Consider the following 17,331-nt stretch of genomic DNA (forward strand, 5'->3'; position numbering starts at 1 on the left):
GTGCCATTGCTGGAAATAACCATAGACCGTTCGCCATTTAGGAAAATCATGGGGCAGAAGTCGCCAGGCACACCCCGTTCTGAGCATGTAAAAAATAGCATTGAGTATCTCCCTCAGACTAGTTTTCCGTTTTCTTCCCCCAGTTTTTGCTTTGGGTAAATGAGGTTCTACCAATTGCCACTGGCTATCAGTGATGTCCGTGCTGTAAAATTCTCGGATTATCATTAATTATGGTGAAAATTTTATTCTTTTCACCATTTTCCATTCTTCACCCTACTTTTCAAACACGCTCTAACGACCAAGGGCTGTTACCGAAGAAATAGTCAAATCCTTGTCCATTTTCTAGTCCTACTACCTTAGCTATTTCTGGGAAGGTTTTTCTCTTTATATTCGCAATTAATCCTAGATGCAAGTATTTAAAGTATTCAAAGCTTCTCACTTCTGGAAATAAGTCTCTGTATCCTTCGCAGTATTTGTCAATGAATTATACTGTTTCTTTTGCTTCACGTGGGGCAACCATATACCACCTCTGCATTTCAGACTATCTTCTCCATTTTATCCTACCCACAATGATAGAAGAGCGATAGCCTCTGATCTTTCATAAAAATAGGAAAGCTGGAGGTTTATTTAAGGTCAATGTATGGCGACAACGTAAATAGGTTTAACGATATGCAGATTCTTGACTGACACCAAAAATCTTATTAATTCTTTGCCGAATCCATTCCACCGGGTTCTTTAGATCTGCCTCTTCGAGTAGTCCCATTTCTTTCAGTTTTTGTTCATAGCCCTGGAGAGCATCCTGGCGCTTACCCAATTCTTCTGCGACAAGATTTGATAGTTGGGGATGGTTTGCTAACAATATATGAAAACAATCTTTCCCAATCAAAAATAAAGTGGAATCTTCGGCCGCTATCATAGTAGTGGGATAGGGAATTTCTAACATTAATGGCAACTCACCAAAGAATTCTCCCTGTTTGAAAGTAAATATACGGTTGCTAATTTTTTCATTTTCATAAATTGCATCTATCGCCCCAGTTAGCACAATACAAAAATAGCTGTGGTATTGGTTTTGTTTAATTAAAATTTCTCCTGGCTGTAAATGCCATCGTTTACCCATTTCAATCACATTTCTAATTTCAAGATCGTTGAGTTTTTGAAAGCAGAAGTTTTTCTTCAGTAGCTGAGTGAGGGTAGGGGATTCACCTACTTCTTTCCCGGGGACTGTAGCGTTGTTGTCTTGATCACTAACTGCTAGACAGATACTTTCTGGATTTCTCAACCAGATATCCCTTTGGGGAAAGGGCATATTAATTCCTCGACGACGACAATTATATTGAATGATGTGATTAAGGGAGCTAAAGATGAGAAATCTTTGGTCAATTCTTTCAGTCCAAACCCAGAGTTCAAAATTAAGAGAATTGTCCCCAAATCCAAGGAAAACTGCTTTTGGTGCGGGCTCGCTGACAATATTTTTTTCCATGGCGGCGGATTCCAATAGCACTTCCGTGACCAAAACTAGGTCACTGCCATATTCCACACTAACTGGTACTTCCAGGCGGCCACTACAATTTTCATAATTCCAGTTAACAACTAAATTGCTGGTTAAATCCGTGTTGGGCACCACTAGGTCACTACCTCTAAAGGTACGGATGATGGTAGAGCGAATGGAAATTTCCTTGATGTAACCAATGTGATTATTAAATTCAATTAAGTCACCAACTTTAAGTTTATTTTCGCCGAAAATTGTCAAACCACTGACTAAATTCCTAGTTAATTCCTGCAAGCCAAAACCAATGCCAATCCCTAGTCCCCCCATAATTACTGCAAAGCTAGCTAGTTCCAAGCCCATGGCTTGCAATACAACGATAAAGCCTAATACGGCCACCCCCAAACTAGTTAATGTACCAATTACTTCTCGGTTACCTTCACTAAATCTAAGTTTGAGCAGTAGGAACTTTTTTAGGAATTGTTTAGTAGCTTTGGCGAATACTCCTACCAGCAAAAGGAGAAAACAGGCTTGAATAATCCACCATAAAGTGATGCTTTCAGTGCCCAATTTGAAGATGGGAGTATTCAGTGTTTCAAACAGCCAAATGTTCAGGAAATGCCATTGTTCAAGCACATTGGCGATCGCCTGGGGCCCTGGTCCTTGTGGTGGTGGATTAATTTGTGCAATCACAGTAAGTTTCCCCAGAATCGGGATGTTTGAATGTGGCCAAGACCCGATTTTAGTCTAAGGTTCATGGGGATAGGGGGATGGGTAACTGAAAAATTCACCATCGAAATAGGATTGAAGCTGGATCCTAAAAATTAAGCCCTTCGACGTAGCTGTTTGCGAACAATTAACAGCACAAGAATAGCGACTATACTAACTAGGACAATTTTTGACACTGGCCCCAAATATTGCTCCACCAGTTCGTAATGATCACCCAGTTTGTAACCTGCGCTAGCTAAAAAAGTTACCCAGAGAGATATGCCCCCCAAACTGTAGAGAGTAAAGGAAATCAAACCCATGGCATTGACGCCTGCGGGCAAGGAAACAATGGTACGAATACCAGGCACTAGGCGTCCAAAAAAGACGGATTGATGGCCATAGCGACCAAACCAAACGTTCGATTTATGGATATCTTTGGCGTCTAGGCCAATCCATTTACCATAACGGTCAGCCAGTTGTTCTAGCCTTTCTTCGCTGACCCATTTACCGATGTAGTACCAGGGATAAGCTCCCAGAATTGTACCGATAATACCTGCAACGATCGCCGGGAATAATTCCAATTTTCCCTGGGCAACGGCAAAACCAGCTAAGGGCATGATCAACTCAGACGGAATGGGAGGAAATAAGTTTTCCAAAAACATTAAAAGGCTAATTCCCCCATAGCCCAATTGATTCATTACTTGGGGAATCCATTCTGTGATCCACTGGGACATAAATGTTCGATGGGGGTGTTAAGGATAGGTTTTAGCAGAAATTTGGACTAGCTATGGCCGTCACCATGATTAAACCAACGGGAGCAGTATTGATTGGAGCGAGCATAAACCCATTGCCATTTCCCCTGGGGCGAGGGGTAACTCACCTTTTATAATGGCGATCGCCCTTTAATCACCAAGCCATGGCCAGTATCAACGACAACTATCTCAAACTGAAAGCCGGTTACCTGTTTCCCGAAATTGCTCGGCGGGTAAATGCTTTCACCACTGCCAATCCTAACGCCCAGGTGATCAAACTTGGTATTGGAGATGTAACGGAACCCCTGCCCCTTGCTTGTCGCCAGGCCATGGCCAAAGCCATCGACGACATGGGCGATCGCCAAACCTTCAAAGGATACGGCCCGGAACAGGGTTACGCTTGGTTGCGGGAAAAAATTGCCCAGCACGATTTCCAAGCTAGGGGCTGTGAGGTTAACGCCGAAGAAATTTTCATCTCCGACGGTTCTAAATGTGACACCGGCAATATCCTCGATATTTTCGGCAAAGATAACACCATCGCTGTCACTGACCCTGTTTATCCCGTTTATGTGGACACCAATGTGATGGCGGGCCATACCGGCGATGCCAATGAAAAAGGGGAATACGGTGGTTTAGTCTATCTCCCCATTTCGGCCGAAAATGACTTTGTCGCGGCCATACCAAGCAAAAAAGTAGATTTAATCTATCTCTGTTTTCCCAACAACCCCACCGGAGCCACTGCCACTAAGGCCTATTTGAAACAGTGGGTAGATTATGCCCTGGCCCACGGCTCGATCATCTTTTTCGATGCGGCCTACGAGGCATTTATCACTGACCCCACTTTGCCCCATTCCATCTATGAAATTGAAGGAGCGAGGGATTGCGCCATTGAGTTTCGCTCTTTTTCTAAAAATGCTGGTTTCACCGGTACCCGTTGTGCGTTAACCGTTGTGCCCAAAACCTTAACGGCTAAAGCCGCCGACGGCAGTGACGTGGAGCTATGGAAACTCTGGAACCGCCGCCAATCCACCAAATTTAATGGCGTTTCCTACATTATCCAGCGAGGGGCAGAGGCCGTCTATTCCCCCGAAGGCCAAGCCCAAGTACAGGAACTGATTGCTTTTTATTTGGAAAATGCTCGCATTATTCGGGAGAAATTAGCCGCCGCTGGTTTGCAGGTTTATGGTGGCATTAACGCTCCCTATGTGTGGGTCAAAACCCCCCATGGCCTGAGCAGTTGGGACTTTTTCGATAAGTTATTACACACAGTTAATGTGGTGGGCACTCCAGGCTCTGGCTTTGGCGCGGCGGGGGAAGGCTATTTCCGCATTTCGGCTTTCAATAGTCGGGCCAATGTGGAGGAAGCGATGGAACGAATCACTTCCACCCTCAAATTGGGTTAGAATCCCTCCCAAAGGTAGCTCTAGCTCTACGCCTTTATCAATTGCCATTCCAGTTTGAAAGGTTTGAAAACATGGTGCAGTCAACCGTCGAACTTTGGCAAAAAAATCTGCACCGGGCCAAGCAGGCCAGGGATTTAGTTTTCGATTACGCCTTGGGCACCAGTTTAATTACTCTGTTGCCGATCGCCGGTTACTATTCCCTGCGCTTGCTGTTGGTGTTATTTCTGCTGGTGAAGATGTGCCGGGACATTGGTAAGATTTGGCAATTTCCCCGGGGCCAAGACCTGTTGGCGATCGCCGGTAACATTTTTGGGGCCATTGGCGCAGTAATTACCGCCGCTGTGGTTTGGGTCACCCTACTGGCGATCGGGATTTGGGTGCCCTATTTCGACAGTTTTAAAGGCTTTGCGGGGCTGTTTACCCTCACTTGGATGTTGGGCCAAAGCACCAACCAGTACTATGCCAATGGCGCTTTGGGGCATCGTTTCCATCAACCAGTCCAGCCCGACCAGGAGAGCATCAACCATGGGCATCTTTAACCGCCGCCGACTATTGCTGGGGGGAGTGGCCCTGGGGGGAGCATTCACCATAGGCCGGGAGGAACGCCATCGCCAGGAAATCAGGGAATTACAGGCATTAGCCAAAGCCCAAGCGGCCAACACCGACCGCACCAGCATGTTAAATGCCGCCTTTGAAGCGGATGCGGAAAAAATTTACCGGGGCGAGGAAATTATTAACAGTGTTAGGCTCACTCCCCCTATCCTGCCCTACGATCGCCAAATTTCCCAATTGCTGATCCGTTGCAGTAAAATCGCCACCCAGCAATACTTAACTGGGAAAACCATCCCTAGCTACGACGGCAATATTCGCCAGTTACCGGCCTATAGCTCCGACCTGGATGAGTATAAACAAATTGCTTCTTTTCGCGGTAGGGAAGCTCACATTTCCGAATCCGTTGCGGTGCAAATTCCCCTGGATAATACCGGTGACCCCTTAGATAAAACCTGGGACCAAGCGGAAGATTCCCTGGGGGAAACCATTCGTCAAGTGGTCAAAGTAACCCAGGAAATCCCCGTTTACCTGGGTTTTATCCTCAGTTCTCCCCGCCGCAATCTCATTGTTTTTCGGGGTACCCAAACCACCATGGAATGGGTCAATAATCTCCGGGCCCAACAAATTCCCTTCACCGAACGGCGATCGGGGCAATATTTTGGCAAAATTCACCAGGGCTTTATCGAAAATTATCTCCGTATTGTCAGTCCCATTCCGAGGGAAATTGCCCAGCAGTTAGACCCGGCCGTGCCCTGTTACGTCACTGGCCATAGTTTGGGGGCTTCCCTGGCGGTGCTGGCGGCGTTGGATCTAGCGGTTAACCTCCCCAACTTACGGTCCCAGATTCAACTTTATAGCTATGCCTGCCCCAGGGTCGGCGATGTGACCTTTGCCCAACTCCATTCCCGCCAAGTGCCCAACAGTTACCGTATTGTTAACCTCGCAGACGTGATTCCCCTCCTGCCCCCCACTACGGGGTTAGGCACCTATGTCCATGTCGGGCAAAGTTGGAGTTTCCTCAGCCAAGGAGGGGACATCTTACCCAACCATGTGGTGGATACCTACCAGGGAGCAGTGGATAGGGAAGTGGAAACGGATCAGTCCAGAGATTATCCAATCGCCGCCGTTTGATCGTTTTTGAACTGCCCCCCTGACCCCCCCAAGGCTGGGGGGAATTTATCGGTGAACTAAACCAGACCCACTAACTTTTCGCTTAGATCCCACATGCGCTGAGCTTTTTGGGCATCGCTTCCCTGTTCCGAAAGTTCCTGCACAAAGGCTTCCCGGCCCGCTTGTTGACGGTTGCCCCAGCTCCAATGCACCCCAGAATCCTTAAATTTGTCATCGGCCACCACCATGGCCACCCGTTCCCCTGCCAATTCTTGGCTGACATAGCCTTTGGTAACGTTTTTCTGGAACCAGGGAAAAATGGTGCGGAACAAGGAATAGTGATTGCGGAATAGGGGAGTATCGGCTACACAGCCCGGATAGAGAGAATTAAAAACGATGCCCGTTTCTTGGTGGAAGCGACGGTGCAACTCCCTGGTGGTGAGCATATTGCAGAGCTTACTATCTTTATACGCTTTGCCCGATTTGAATTTTTTGTTATTAATCATGGCAATGGGTTTCTTAAAGCCCGCTTCAAACCCTTCAAAGTTGCCCAAATCCGGCGGGGCGGGGATGGGAATTTTACCCCCTAGTTCTTTGCTGTTGGCCGTAACAGTGCCCAAAATGATTAAACGCTTATCTGCATCGGGACAGGCTTTTAAATCTTCCAACAACAGATTGCAAAGCAAAAAGTGCCCCAGGTGGTTGGTCGCCACAGAAAGTTCATAGTCATCCGCTGACCAGAGGGGTTCGTCCAGCAAAGGAAAATAAACCGCCGCATTACAAACCAGAGCTTTGAGGGGACGACCCAATTCCCGAAACTGGGCGACAAAGCGGCGCACACTGTCCAGATAGCCCAAATCCAATTTGATGATGGTGTAGGAATCCTTGGGAAAACCCAATTCATCGGCTACTTTCTGGGTTTTATCCAAATTGCGGCAGGCCATAATCACGTGCCAACCTTTGTCAATTAAAGCTTTAGCTCCGTATAATCCCACCCCGGAGGAGGCTCCGGTGATGATCACCGTGGGTTTCATCGGTTGTTCCATGGATTTATAAATTTTTAATTAATTGTTAGTGGTTAAACTTTGCCATTCTTTAGGATCGCACAATGTTGAAGCCGCTTTTGTGAAGGAGCTTTAAGCAAAATTCAGTTTTACCAATGGTTGATCATGGTGCAGTGGGGGGGCTTTCCACGGGAGCACCTTCGGCAATATCCAATTCAATTTGGGGACCTCGATCAAGGATTTCAATGTCCCATTGTCCCCGTTTAGCGGTTTCAAAAACGATATAGCGACCATCGGGGCTAATCCTGGGATTGCGTACCCACTGGCGATAGTTGAGGGTTAACAGGTCAGTTTTTTTGGTCAGGCGATCGTATAAGGCGATGTCAGGCCGCCCTTGAATGCTGGACAGATAAACCAAATAACGGCCGGTGCGGCTCAGACTGGGACTTTCGGCAATGGTGTTGGCTTGGTTCAATCCCGGTAGGTTGACCAATTGATTGTTGCGCAGGTCATAGACCAGAATTTCCCTGGTGCCGTTGCGGTTAGAAACTAGGGCCAACCAGCGACCGTCACCACTGAGGCTGGGCTGTTCGTCATTGAAGCGGCTATTTAAGCTCTGATCCAATGGCGATCGCCTGACGTTATTACAACCACTGAGCGCTAGGGGGACTAGTATTATTGCCAACCATAACCATGGAGTCCGCCCTAAACTACTCCAAATTCTCACCCTGTTCACTGGGAAAAACTAATAATCAAACCGTTCTTGGTCATCAGCTCCGATGGGGGGCTCTTCGCCATCGACGGGGGAGCGACTAGGGCGTTGACTGCGGGGATTACCACTGCGACTCTGTTCCTGGTTCCTATCGGCAGGGTCCTCGGGAGTGGTGGGGCGGGGAGTTAAATCGGCTTCGTCAATGGGTTGATAGTCCACATAGGCCGCGGGCGGTTCATCTTCGTAGGGACGGGCATTGCGGGGGGCATTTCTCTCCGGGCGATCGCCAAAGGAATCATTGGGGGGATTATTACTAGGACGGGGACGACGGGAAGGGGCCGGATCATTACCAGCTTCGGGACGGGGACGACGGGTAGGCGGCCGACGGCTAGGGGTGGGATCATCCCACACATCATTGGCACCACTCTCCCAACCGGAATAATCGTCTTCGTAACCGTAGTTATCGTTGTAACCAGGGGCGGGGCCGGGTCTTTGGGGGGCACTGCGGCCAGCGGAGGGACGGGAACGGGTTGGTCTGGGGTTGGGGTTAGTGGGGGGAGCGTTACGGCCTTGGGAACGGGGTCTGGGGCGGGCTTCCGCTTCTCCATAGCCATCGGGACGGCCACTGCGGGCATCATCGTCATAACCCCTCAGGCGGCGATTATTGCGGGCCACGGGTTCATCTTCCGGTTCCAACTGATCCAATTCCGCTTCCGTATAGACCCTGGTTTTGCTCACCCGGCGATCGTCTGCGTAGGGGGCACTGCGCCGGGCCTGTTCGGTGGTGATGCCCCGCAAACGAATGGTTTCAGCGGCAAAAAACACGGTGGAACCACTTAATAGAAGTTGTCCAAATTGTAAAATCGGGTCGAGCCGCCAACCTTGGAATAGCAAAATTAGTCCACACAGTAAGCCCACAGCGGAGAAAAAGATGTCGTAATCCCGGGACACCTCCGGCCGCACTGAGCGCAGGAAATAGAGCCCGGCCCCGGCCACTGCAAGAAAAATACCAAGGATGCTAGCTGAATTAAGCCCGAAATTTACCATTACCTTGAAAGCTTGTGTTTCTCTGCTCCATGGTAGCCGATTCTGTTGATGGCCGAAGGGGTCTAAATGTTGGCGATCGCCATTTTGATCTTTTCCGATTCCAAGCCCTGGCCAATGACCACCAAGCGGGTTTGCCTGCTATCTTCTTCTGTCCAGAGGCGATCATAAAAATAATCAAATCGTTGCCCAACTCCCTGGAGTACTAGGCGCATTGCTTTTTTGGGCACGGCGACAAAACCCTTAATGCGATAAATCTCATGGTCTTGCACCAAATCAGTTAAACCTTGAACCAAATGCGCCGGGTCAAATTCCTGGTCTAGGGCCACATACACCGCATTAATATCCTCATCGTGGTCGTGGTCTTCTTCATGGTCATGGTGACTGGGGCGACTGTCCAGGTTGTCTTCCACCGCCGCATTAAAGCCGAGGAGAATTTCTGGACTAATTTGCCCTTGGTGACAGGGCACCACTTTGACTCCTGTGGGTAACTGGTCACCTAACCAATTTTCCAGCCGTTGTTGATCCCCATCCCCCAACAAATCGGTTTTGGTCAACAGCACCATATCCGCACAGGCCAACTGGTCTTCAAACAATTCTTCAATGGGAGTTTCGTGGTCGAGGCTATCATCGGCCTGCCGTTGGGCTTCCAAAGCTTCCAAATCCCCTACCATGGCCCCCCTGGCGAGGGCATCCCCATCTACCACAGTAATTACTCCATCCACCGTGGCCCCAGTGCGAATTTCTGGCCAACGAAAAGCTTGAATGAGAGGTTTGGGCAGGGCTAAGCCGGAAGTTTCCACCACAATGCAGTCAATTTCCTCTCGCCGCTCCAACAAAGCCTGCATGGTGGGCAAAAATTCCTCCTGCACAGTGCAACAGAGACAGCCATTGGCCAATTCAACAATCTTGGGGGCTTCATTGCTTGCCGGAAAGATTTGATTGCCGTCCTCGTCACATACCCCGCAACTGCGGAGAATATCCCCATCAATGCCCACTTCCCCAAACTCGTTGACTAACACTGCAATGCGTCGCCCTTGGTTGTTTTGTAATAGGTTCCTAACCAAGGTGGTTTTGCCAGAGCCGAGGAAGCCAGTGACTACGGTAACGGGGATTTTGTGCATGGATTTCGTAAAAATTTGTAAAAATTAAATGGTGGCTATCTAGGGGCGGATCTTTAAGTTTAGCCGTGGTTTTCCCCTCGACAAAAGGTCATGATGGATACAAGCTCTTTTTCCCACTATCTATTTGCCCATGGCAATGCTTCTTTCCTCCCCCTCCAGTGACCTAGTCACCATGACACCAGCGGAACCAGTGGTGGCCATGGAAAATCTCAGTCATTTCTACGGCACTGGCAATCTCCGCAAACAAATTTTATTTGATATCAATCTCCGATTGGACGAAGGGGAGGTGGTGATCCTCAAGGGGCCTTCCGGTTCGGGAAAAACAACATTGTTGACCCTGATGGGGGGGTTACGGTCGGCCCAGAGCGGTAGTTTGCGGGTGTTTGGTCAAGAGTTAAATGGAGCAAAAAAACAGGATTTGGTTCAGGTCCGCCGTCACATTGGCTATATTTTCCAAGCCCACAATTTGCTCGAATCCCTCACTGCTAGGCAAAATGTACAGATGGCCATCGAACTACACCCCCAATACAATGCTCAACAGGCGAAAGAGTTGTCCATTGCCATGCTGGAGGCGGTGGGACTAGGAGCTCACATTAACTACAATCCCCACAATCTTTCCGGTGGACAAAAACAACGGGTGGCGATCGCCAGGGCATTAGTAAGTCATCCCAAAATGATTTTGGCCGATGAACCAACGGCGGCCTTGGACAGTAAATCGGGCCATGACGTGGTGGAGTTGATGCGAAAATTAGCCCGAGAGCAGGGGTCTACTATTTTGATTGTCACCCATGACAACCGCATTTTGGACGTGGCAGACAGGATTATTCAACTCGAAGATGGGCAACTTTGTGCCGACCCAGGGGAGTGAAGATTAATTAACCGACATTAAAAACTTAGTTAAAAGCTCCATATAATAAGTGTGGCTAAATCCCAAATTAAATCATAGAAATATTTAGGATTAGTCAAAGCTTATTTGCCAAGTTTTAATTGTGCTTTAATTTGTCTCAAAACTGCGGGCATAGGGACATTACCAGGTAAACCCCAGAGAGGCAAAGGCATAGCATTAAACTTAACTAACCCATAAACCCCTCACCTTGGAACTTAGCCGTGATTACATGACCCAGGAGCCCTACCAAATTCTACTGATTGAAGATGATTCAGCAACGGCAGCCATGGTTGACCATTGCTTCGGACCGTCGATTGTATCCCCTTTGGTGGAACGTCTACCGGTACAAATTACGACGGTGTCAAATTTGGCTGAGGCGGTGGACATTTGCCAAGATCGAGAGTTTGCCGTGGTTTTATTAGATCTATTTCTATCGGAACTCCAAGGCATTGATACCCTAATTAAAGCCCGCACAATTTTCCCCGACCAATCCATCATTGTCTATAGCCAAAGTGAAGATGAGCATTTAGTTATTCAAGCGTTCCAGCATGGGGCCGATGGCTATTTACGACTGAAAAATCTCGACAGTTATTTGCTTTATTATGAATTACTATCGGTTTTAGAAAGAAATATTTATCGTCGCAAGAGTGAAAATCAACGAAACTTAGCCAGCCAACAGAAGGAATACAGCGCCCTGGAAACCTTAATTAGCTCCACCACCAGCGTCACTGCCCGGATGTTTGGTTCTGATACCATCAAAGATTCCTTTCCAGAATTATTTGGGGAGTTGAAACAAACCTATGGAGAGTTGTTAGAATTAGCATTGGATCAACGCGCTTTTAGGGTAGACCATAATCTTTCTGAGCGCTTGAGAAATTTAGCCGATCGCCTAGGTTTTATGAAAGCCAGCCCCAGGGATATTATCGAAATCCACACCACCGTCCTAAAGGAAAAGAATCACAATATTAATGTAATTAAATCCCAAGCCTACGCCACCGAGGGCAGATTGATAGTATTAGAATTAATGGGCTATTTAGCAAGCTTCTATCGCAAATACTATGTCAGCTTGAATAACTTAAATATTTCCTCGCGTATTTCACCACGATTTCCCCCCAAAGATAGTTCTTAAATTAATTATCTTTGCTTGATTGTTTAGTTGTTTAACTATAACCTATTACACTTTGTTTTAACTAGATTAATAATCCATTATTTGATTGTTTTATTTAAATTTCCTTTAATTCAGGTTACTGACCCCAGATTAATTGAGCTAGATTTAAGCATTGGCTTTATTTGTTATCAGCGATGGATATGAATAGGATTGTGTTAAGACTTTATATCACGGGTAATTCGGTGCGTTCTCAGCAGGCGATCGCCAATATTTACCGCATTTGCCAAGAAGATCTAGGGGATCAGTACAATGTTGAAATCATTGACGTGTTGGAACAGCCTCAACGGGCGGAAGAGGAAAAAATCATGGTCACCCCCACCTTGATCAAACAATTGCCCCCTCCCCTACAGCGGATTATCGGCGATATGTCCAATACGGAAAAAGTTTTGCTGGGATTAGATATTGTGCCCGAAGGTTTGCAGGTTCGTTTGCCGGAGGATTAACCGCTATCCCCTAGGCGGTGGGCCGATATTAGGTGATTATTAAAAACCAGGGCGAAAATTTTGCCCCCATTCCTCTGGCGATCGCCAAAGCTCCAGTTTTTTCCCAATTATGTTGTCCAACTCCGACCAGCACCGCGCAGTTCAGGCCCTCTACAACACCTATCCCTTCCCCCCCGAACCCCTGCTACAGGAACCACCTCCGGGTTACAACTGGCGCTGGCAATGGACTGCGGCCCATAATTTTTGTTTAGGACGGCGGCCGGCTAATCAAAAGGTTCGCATTTTGGATGCGGGTTGTGGCACTGGAGTCGGCACGGAATATTTAGTCCACCTCAACCCGGAAGCGGAAGTTCATGCCGTGGACATCAGTGAAGGGGCTTTAGCCGTTGCCCAAACAAGGTTGCAAAAGTCCGGTGTGGTTTGTGATCGGGTGCATTTCCACCATTTATCCCTGGAAAATCTGGCCCATCTTCCCGGACAATTTGATTACATCAATTCCGTCGGTGTACTGCATCATTTGCCCGATCCAGTGGCTGGAATTCAGGCCGTAGCGGAAAAATTGGCCCCCGGTGGTTTATTCCACATTTTTGTTTACGCTGAAATCGGCCGCTGGGAAATTCAACTCATGCAAAAGGCGATCGCCATCCTACAGGGGAAAAAACGGGGCGATTACCAGGATGGGGTTGCGGTGGGTCGAGAAATTTTTGCGAGTTTGCCGGAATATAACCGTTTAGTGAAAAGGGAAAAAGAGCGTTGGTCCCTGGAAAATCATCGGGATGAATCCTTTGCGGATATGTATGTCCATCCCCAAGAAACGGACTATAACATTGATACGTTATTTGAATTAATCGACTCGGCTGGACTGGAATTTTTGGGCTTTTCCAACCCTGATTATTGGCAACTAGATCGCCTGTTAGGCAAAGCACCGGATTTAATGGAACGGGCTAAAGATTTAAGCGAAAAGGAACGATATCGTCTAATTGAATTATTAGACCCCGAAATTACCCACTACGAATTTTTCTTGGCTAAACCCCCCATACAAATTAGTGATTGGACGGACGATCAAACCTTACTCAAAGCCCTGCCCAATCTTCATCCTTGCCTGACTGGTTGGCCGAGCCGCAGTTTATTTGACTATAACTATCAGCCCTTAGAGTTAACCGAAGAGGAATTTAAGTTTCTCCAGGCAGTAGAAGCTCAGACAGAAATTCAAGCAAACGTGGAAAAAGTTCTAACCGACCTAGGCGATCGATCCATCGACTTGGCATTGGTGCGGAGCCTGCAAACTCGGCAACTACTGACCCTCGGCAACTCATAGGGGCTGCTTTTACGACTTCTCGATGCCCTGAAATTGGGAAGATAAACTGAAACTTCGCAGACGGGGGCTAAGGACTAAAATTGAAAAGTCCCCCTGGTTGCACAGAGGAAATTGCCATGGTTCAGGTCGTTGATGATCCGAAATCACTGCCGTTGAATATTCCCGAAGAACTGGCCCTACAGGTCACGCCGGCCCAATTTGCCATTTTAGCGGCGGAAAATCGAGATTTAAGGCTTGAACGTACAGCAACAGGAATATTAATTGTGAATCCCCCCACTGGTGGCGAATCGGGTAATCGTAATTTTCATTTGACTACTCAACTCGGTATCTGGTGTGAAGCTAACGATCGCCTTGGGGAAGGGTTTGATTCCTCCACGGGGTTTGAGTTGCCCAATGGGGCCAATCGATCGCCGGATGCATCTTGGGTTACTAAGGCGCGCTGGGAATCCCTCACCCAGGAACAACGACAAGGATTTATGCCCCTTTGTCCCGATTTTGTAGTGGAATTGCGTTCTAAAACCGACAGCCTCAAAAAATTGCAGGAAAAGATGCAGGAATATATGGAAAACGGCGCTCAGTTGGGCTGGCTGATTGACCCCCAAAATAAAAAGGTGGAAATTTACCGCTCTGGACAGCCAGTAGAAATATTAGAAAATCCCAGCAACCTATCCGGAGAAACTATTTTGCCAGGGTTTACCCTATCTCTGCAAAGAATTTTTTCCAGTTAATACTGGCCAACTTTAATCTATAAAACCCCTTTGGAACTGGGAATGGTATCAGCCCGACGGGGGTCAACCTCGATCGCCATACGCATGGCCCGAGCAAAGGCTTTAAAGGTCGCTTCGATAATGTGATGGGAATTAATGCCGTCAAGCTGGCGGATGTGGAGGGTCATTTGACTGTGGTTCACCACGGCCACAAAAAATTCCCGAACCAATTGGGTGTCGTAGGTACCCACCCGTTCCGTGGGAATTTGTAGGCCATAGCTGAGGTGGGGCCGCCCGGAAAAGTCTAAGGTCACCTGCACCAAAGCTTCATCCAAGGGAGCAATGAAATGACCAAAACGATTAATGCCCCGGCGATCGCCAAGGGCTTCAGCTAAGGCTTGACCAAGGGTAATGCCCACATCCTCGTTAGTGTGGTGGTCGTCAATTTCAATATCTCCGGTGGCGTTCACTTCCAGGTCAATCAAGCCGTGGGAGGCAATCTGGTGCAACATATGATCCAAAAAAGGCACCCCCGTAGCCACATGGCACAAACCACTGCCCATCAAATTCAAACTCACCCGCACATCAGTTTCTTTGGTAACTCGATGTACCGCCGCCGCCCGGGGGGGAAAGTTGGGGATCAGCAGGGAAGGGGTGGATGACTCCGGCATGGGGAAAAGATTGGTGAAATTGAGTGGCAATGGCTTTTTTCAGAACAGCCTTAATCCATTTTAAAGGTAAAGAGAAGATTGCCAAAAGTTAGAGTCTGTTTTCCCAAAACTCCAGTATTGCGGTCGCTTGATTGGGTCAGTTTACAGGGCTGATCAGATCTGGCTAACAGATTATTGAAAAAATGAGCAAATCTAGAAGCTATTCTGAGTGACTCATCCGTTTGAGCGGCCGGCCGAGAAAGGGGCATAATGTGCCCAGGTTGTTTACTCACTAATTTCCCCTGCCATGATTGAGGTTGAACATCTCAGCAAAGTTTACGGTTCCACCACTGCCATCCAGAATGTGGACTTTTCGGTGCAAAAAGGCGAAATTCTCGGTTTTTTGGGGCCCAATGGAGCGGGGAAAACCACCACCATGCGGATTTTGGCTGGTTACATTCCGGCCACTACCGGGACAGTGCGGGTGGCAGGGTTTGATGTCCATGAACAATCCCTGGCGGTACGAAAGCGCATTGGTTACCTACCGGAAAATCCTCCCCTCTATGGGGATATGACTGTGGCCAGCTTTTTAAACTTTGTGGCTAGCATTAAGGGCGTTAAACCAGGCGATCGCCGGCAAAGGGTGATCTGGGCCATGGAACGGTGCCAGTTAACGGAAAAACGCAAAGTCCTAATTCGCAAGCTGTCCAAGGGTTTTAAGCAACGGGTGGGCATTGCCCAGGCCATTGTCCATGATCCAGCGGTGATTATTTTGGATGAACCCACCGTGGGTCTAGACCCGAAGCAAATTATTGAGGTGCGTAATTTAATTAAAAGTTTGGCAGAGGACCATACTATTATCCTTTCCACCCATATTTTGCCGGAGGTGAGCATGACCTGTGACCGGGTGACCATCATCAATCAAGGGCGGGTGGTGGCCACCAATACCCCGGACAATTTACTGGCGGAGCTAAAAGGAAATCTCAGTTATCAGTTGGAAGTAGCTGGGGCAGAAGGAATGGCGATCGCCCATTGTTTACAGTCCTTGCCCGGTGTGGAAGAGGTGCAAACTAAAACCCACCCCCAACAGCAGGAACGCCAACAAATTTTGGTGCGGAGTAATCAACTGGAAGAACTGGGGCAACAATTAGCCCAGGCGATCGTCACCCAGGGTTGGGATTTATACGAAATGCAACGGCTACGCCCCACTTTGGAAGATGTGTTTTTAAATCTGATTACTAGCGAGGCGGTGGACGAAGAAATGGCCGTGGAATTGCCCGAAGAAAAACCCGAAAATCCAGAAGAAAGCAATAAAAATTCAGAAAATGCTCAGTAATCGCTGTCAGCAACGCAAATTCCCTTGCATTTAATACCATTACTGGCGGTGCGGCGACAATGGGGACAAAGAATGGGTTCCGAATCCGACGAGGAAGGTGATGATCCTTGGCGATCGCCAGTTTGGGAAGTGGTTCTGTCGGAATGATCGGTGGCGGAGACAACCATGAAATAAGTTAAGTAATACTGTTTGGGCTTGGTTTCGCTTTTACCATTGTGCCAAGGGATGAATTTTCTCGCATGGGCTCTAATCAGATTCCTGTTCTTCCCGGATCTGACTGTGGCAATTGAGGTCAGTCGTGTAAAGACTAACCAGGCGAGCAACAAAAATAACCGAGTACATTTGACCGACAATGGCTTCCATGTTGGACAATCCCATGGCAATGGAATCCGTAGGAGTTATGTCACCGTAGCCCAGGGTGGTCAAGGTCGTAAAGCTAAAATAGAGCAAGATGAAATTATTAATCCCATCACTTTGTAATTCGTTAAAATTAGTGGGGGAAATAATATAGGATATCCGGTAGAGTAAAAACCAAAAGACTCCAATCAGTAAATAGACACTGATAGCTCCTAATAAAGCATTTTGGTCTACTTTCTGGACCTTATTCAATTGTTGGCTAATGGTAATCACTGCCGCCCCGAAGAACACCGCATAGACTATATCCGCCCAAGTAAAGAGTCTTTGGGAAATGGTGGGATTACTAATCAACAAAGTTAATAAATCACAGCCCAAGGCGATCGCCACTAGTCCCCGTAGAAAAGTTTTCCAAAGAGAGCTGATGGCCATATTTTTTACCATTACCAAAATAGTCACCGTGAACAAGATGGAAGTAATAGTTCCCCCCATTCTCGTTTTCACAAACATGGTAAAAAATAGTAATAAAACAATTGACCAAAACAGATTGCGGTAATGCCAGTTATCAAGATTT

Annotated in this window: 19 protein-coding genes and 1 pseudogene; 10 read left to right on the plus strand and 10 right to left on the minus strand. The window is 47.6% G+C overall.

Going from position 1 to position 17,331, the window contains the following annotated elements; genetic code table 11:
* The 4 genes and pseudogenes from H6G46_RS03090 to H6G46_RS03105 all read right to left on the minus strand — a co-directional run.
* The coding region (locus tag H6G46_RS03090; RefSeq protein ID WP_190759827.1) for a transposase at positions 1-225 on the minus strand (225 nt) is incomplete at its 3' end.
* Between the two features lie 64 nt (positions 226-289).
* Positions 290-439 (minus strand): annotated as a pseudogene (locus tag H6G46_RS03095) (IS701 family transposase); the annotation flags it as partial.
* A 222-nt stretch (positions 440-661) separates the two neighbouring features.
* Complete coding sequence (locus H6G46_RS03100) at positions 662-2,179, minus strand: mechanosensitive ion channel domain-containing protein (protein ID WP_010873813.1); 1,518 nt, start codon at positions 2,177-2,179, stop codon at positions 662-664.
* 131 nt (positions 2,180-2,310) lie between these two features.
* Positions 2,311-2,928 carry a DedA family protein gene (locus tag H6G46_RS03105; RefSeq protein ID WP_010873812.1) on the minus strand — a complete coding sequence of 206 codons (618 nt, stop codon included), beginning with the start codon at positions 2,926-2,928 and terminating at the stop codon, positions 2,311-2,313.
* A gap of 182 nt (positions 2,929-3,110) precedes the next feature.
* Here H6G46_RS03105 and H6G46_RS03110 point away from each other — a divergent pair, with 182 nt between their 5' ends.
* The 3 genes from H6G46_RS03110 (at position 3,111) to H6G46_RS03120 (ending at position 6,032) form a co-directional block, all read left to right on the plus strand.
* Complete coding sequence (locus H6G46_RS03110) at positions 3,111-4,349, plus strand: LL-diaminopimelate aminotransferase (RefSeq protein WP_010873811.1); 1,239 nt, start codon at positions 3,111-3,113, stop codon at positions 4,347-4,349.
* Between the two features lie 71 nt (positions 4,350-4,420).
* The gene (locus H6G46_RS03115) at positions 4,421-4,888 is read left to right on the plus strand and encodes a hypothetical protein (protein ID WP_010873810.1); all 468 of its coding nucleotides are present in this window, start codon (positions 4,421-4,423) and stop codon (positions 4,886-4,888) included.
* Positions 4,875-6,032, plus strand: a complete 1,158-nt coding sequence (locus H6G46_RS03120) for a DUF2974 domain-containing protein (RefSeq protein ID WP_020862043.1) — start codon at positions 4,875-4,877, stop codon at positions 6,030-6,032. The genes H6G46_RS03115 and H6G46_RS03120 overlap by 14 nt, the downstream gene beginning before the upstream one ends.
* A 56-nt stretch (positions 6,033-6,088) precedes the next feature.
* Here H6G46_RS03120 and H6G46_RS03125 read toward each other — a convergent pair whose 3' ends face one another.
* The 4 genes from H6G46_RS03125 to cobW all read right to left on the minus strand — a co-directional run bounded on the left by H6G46_RS03125 (position 6,089) and on the right by cobW (position 9,895).
* A complete protein-coding gene (locus H6G46_RS03125; RefSeq protein WP_010873808.1) occupies positions 6,089-7,057 on the minus strand; it encodes a protochlorophyllide reductase in 969 nt (322 codons plus the stop codon).
* 121 nt (positions 7,058-7,178) lie between these two features.
* Complete coding sequence (locus H6G46_RS03130; protein ID WP_199303413.1) at positions 7,179-7,700, minus strand: PD40 domain-containing protein; 522 nt, start codon at positions 7,698-7,700, stop codon at positions 7,179-7,181.
* 60 nt (positions 7,701-7,760) lie between these two features.
* Positions 7,761-8,774: a Ycf66 family protein gene (locus H6G46_RS03135; protein WP_010873806.1), complete on the minus strand. Its 1,014-nt coding sequence runs from the start codon at positions 8,772-8,774 to the stop codon at positions 7,761-7,763.
* Positions 8,775-8,836: 62 nt separating this feature from the next.
* On the minus strand, positions 8,837-9,895 hold the full coding sequence (cobW, locus tag H6G46_RS03140) for a cobalamin biosynthesis protein CobW (protein WP_010873805.1): 1,059 nt from the start codon (positions 9,893-9,895) through the stop codon (positions 8,837-8,839).
* 130 nt (positions 9,896-10,025) lie between these two features.
* Here cobW and H6G46_RS03145 point away from each other — a divergent pair, with 130 nt between their 5' ends.
* From H6G46_RS03145 to H6G46_RS03165, 5 genes are all read left to right on the plus strand, one after another.
* Entirely contained in the window at positions 10,026-10,763 is a 738-nt protein-coding gene (locus tag H6G46_RS03145; RefSeq protein WP_010873804.1) for a DevA family ABC transporter ATP-binding protein, read from the plus strand.
* A gap of 226 nt (positions 10,764-10,989) precedes the next feature.
* Positions 10,990-11,910 (plus strand): response regulator, encoded by a 921-nt coding sequence (locus tag H6G46_RS03150; RefSeq protein ID WP_223211295.1) that lies wholly within the window; start codon positions 10,990-10,992, stop codon positions 11,908-11,910.
* A gap of 173 nt (positions 11,911-12,083) precedes the next feature.
* Positions 12,084-12,392: a circadian clock KaiB family protein gene (locus H6G46_RS03155; protein WP_010873802.1), complete on the plus strand. Its 309-nt coding sequence runs from the start codon at positions 12,084-12,086 to the stop codon at positions 12,390-12,392.
* A gap of 109 nt (positions 12,393-12,501) precedes the next feature.
* Complete coding sequence (locus H6G46_RS03160; protein ID WP_010873801.1) at positions 12,502-13,710, plus strand: methyltransferase; 1,209 nt, start codon at positions 12,502-12,504, stop codon at positions 13,708-13,710.
* Positions 13,711-13,826: 116 nt separating this feature from the next.
* A complete protein-coding gene (locus tag H6G46_RS03165; RefSeq protein ID WP_010873800.1) occupies positions 13,827-14,438 on the plus strand; it encodes a Uma2 family endonuclease in 612 nt (203 codons plus the stop codon).
* Positions 14,439-14,455: 17 nt separating this feature from the next.
* On the opposite strand, the gene hisB is transcribed toward H6G46_RS03165, so the two are convergent.
* Complete coding sequence (gene hisB / locus H6G46_RS03170) at positions 14,456-15,088, minus strand: imidazoleglycerol-phosphate dehydratase HisB (RefSeq protein WP_010873799.1); 633 nt, start codon at positions 15,086-15,088, stop codon at positions 14,456-14,458.
* Between the two features lie 286 nt (positions 15,089-15,374).
* On the opposite strand from hisB, the gene H6G46_RS03175 reads away from it, so the two are divergent.
* Complete coding sequence (locus H6G46_RS03175) at positions 15,375-16,403, plus strand: ABC transporter ATP-binding protein (protein WP_010873798.1); 1,029 nt, start codon at positions 15,375-15,377, stop codon at positions 16,401-16,403.
* A gap of 24 nt (positions 16,404-16,427) precedes the next feature.
* Complete coding sequence (locus H6G46_RS18610; protein WP_255347036.1) at positions 16,428-16,550, plus strand: hypothetical protein; 123 nt, start codon at positions 16,428-16,430, stop codon at positions 16,548-16,550.
* Positions 16,551-16,649: 99 nt separating this feature from the next.
* Here H6G46_RS18610 and H6G46_RS03180 read toward each other — a convergent pair whose 3' ends face one another.
* Positions 16,650-17,267: a potassium channel family protein gene (locus H6G46_RS03180; protein WP_223211294.1), complete on the minus strand. Its 618-nt coding sequence runs from the start codon at positions 17,265-17,267 to the stop codon at positions 16,650-16,652.
* Positions 17,268-17,331 lie beyond the last annotated feature (64 nt).

Source organism: Synechocystis sp. FACHB-908, from assembly GCF_014698595.1.
Classification (GTDB): Bacteria; Cyanobacteriota; Cyanobacteriia; order Cyanobacteriales; family Microcystaceae; genus Synechocystis.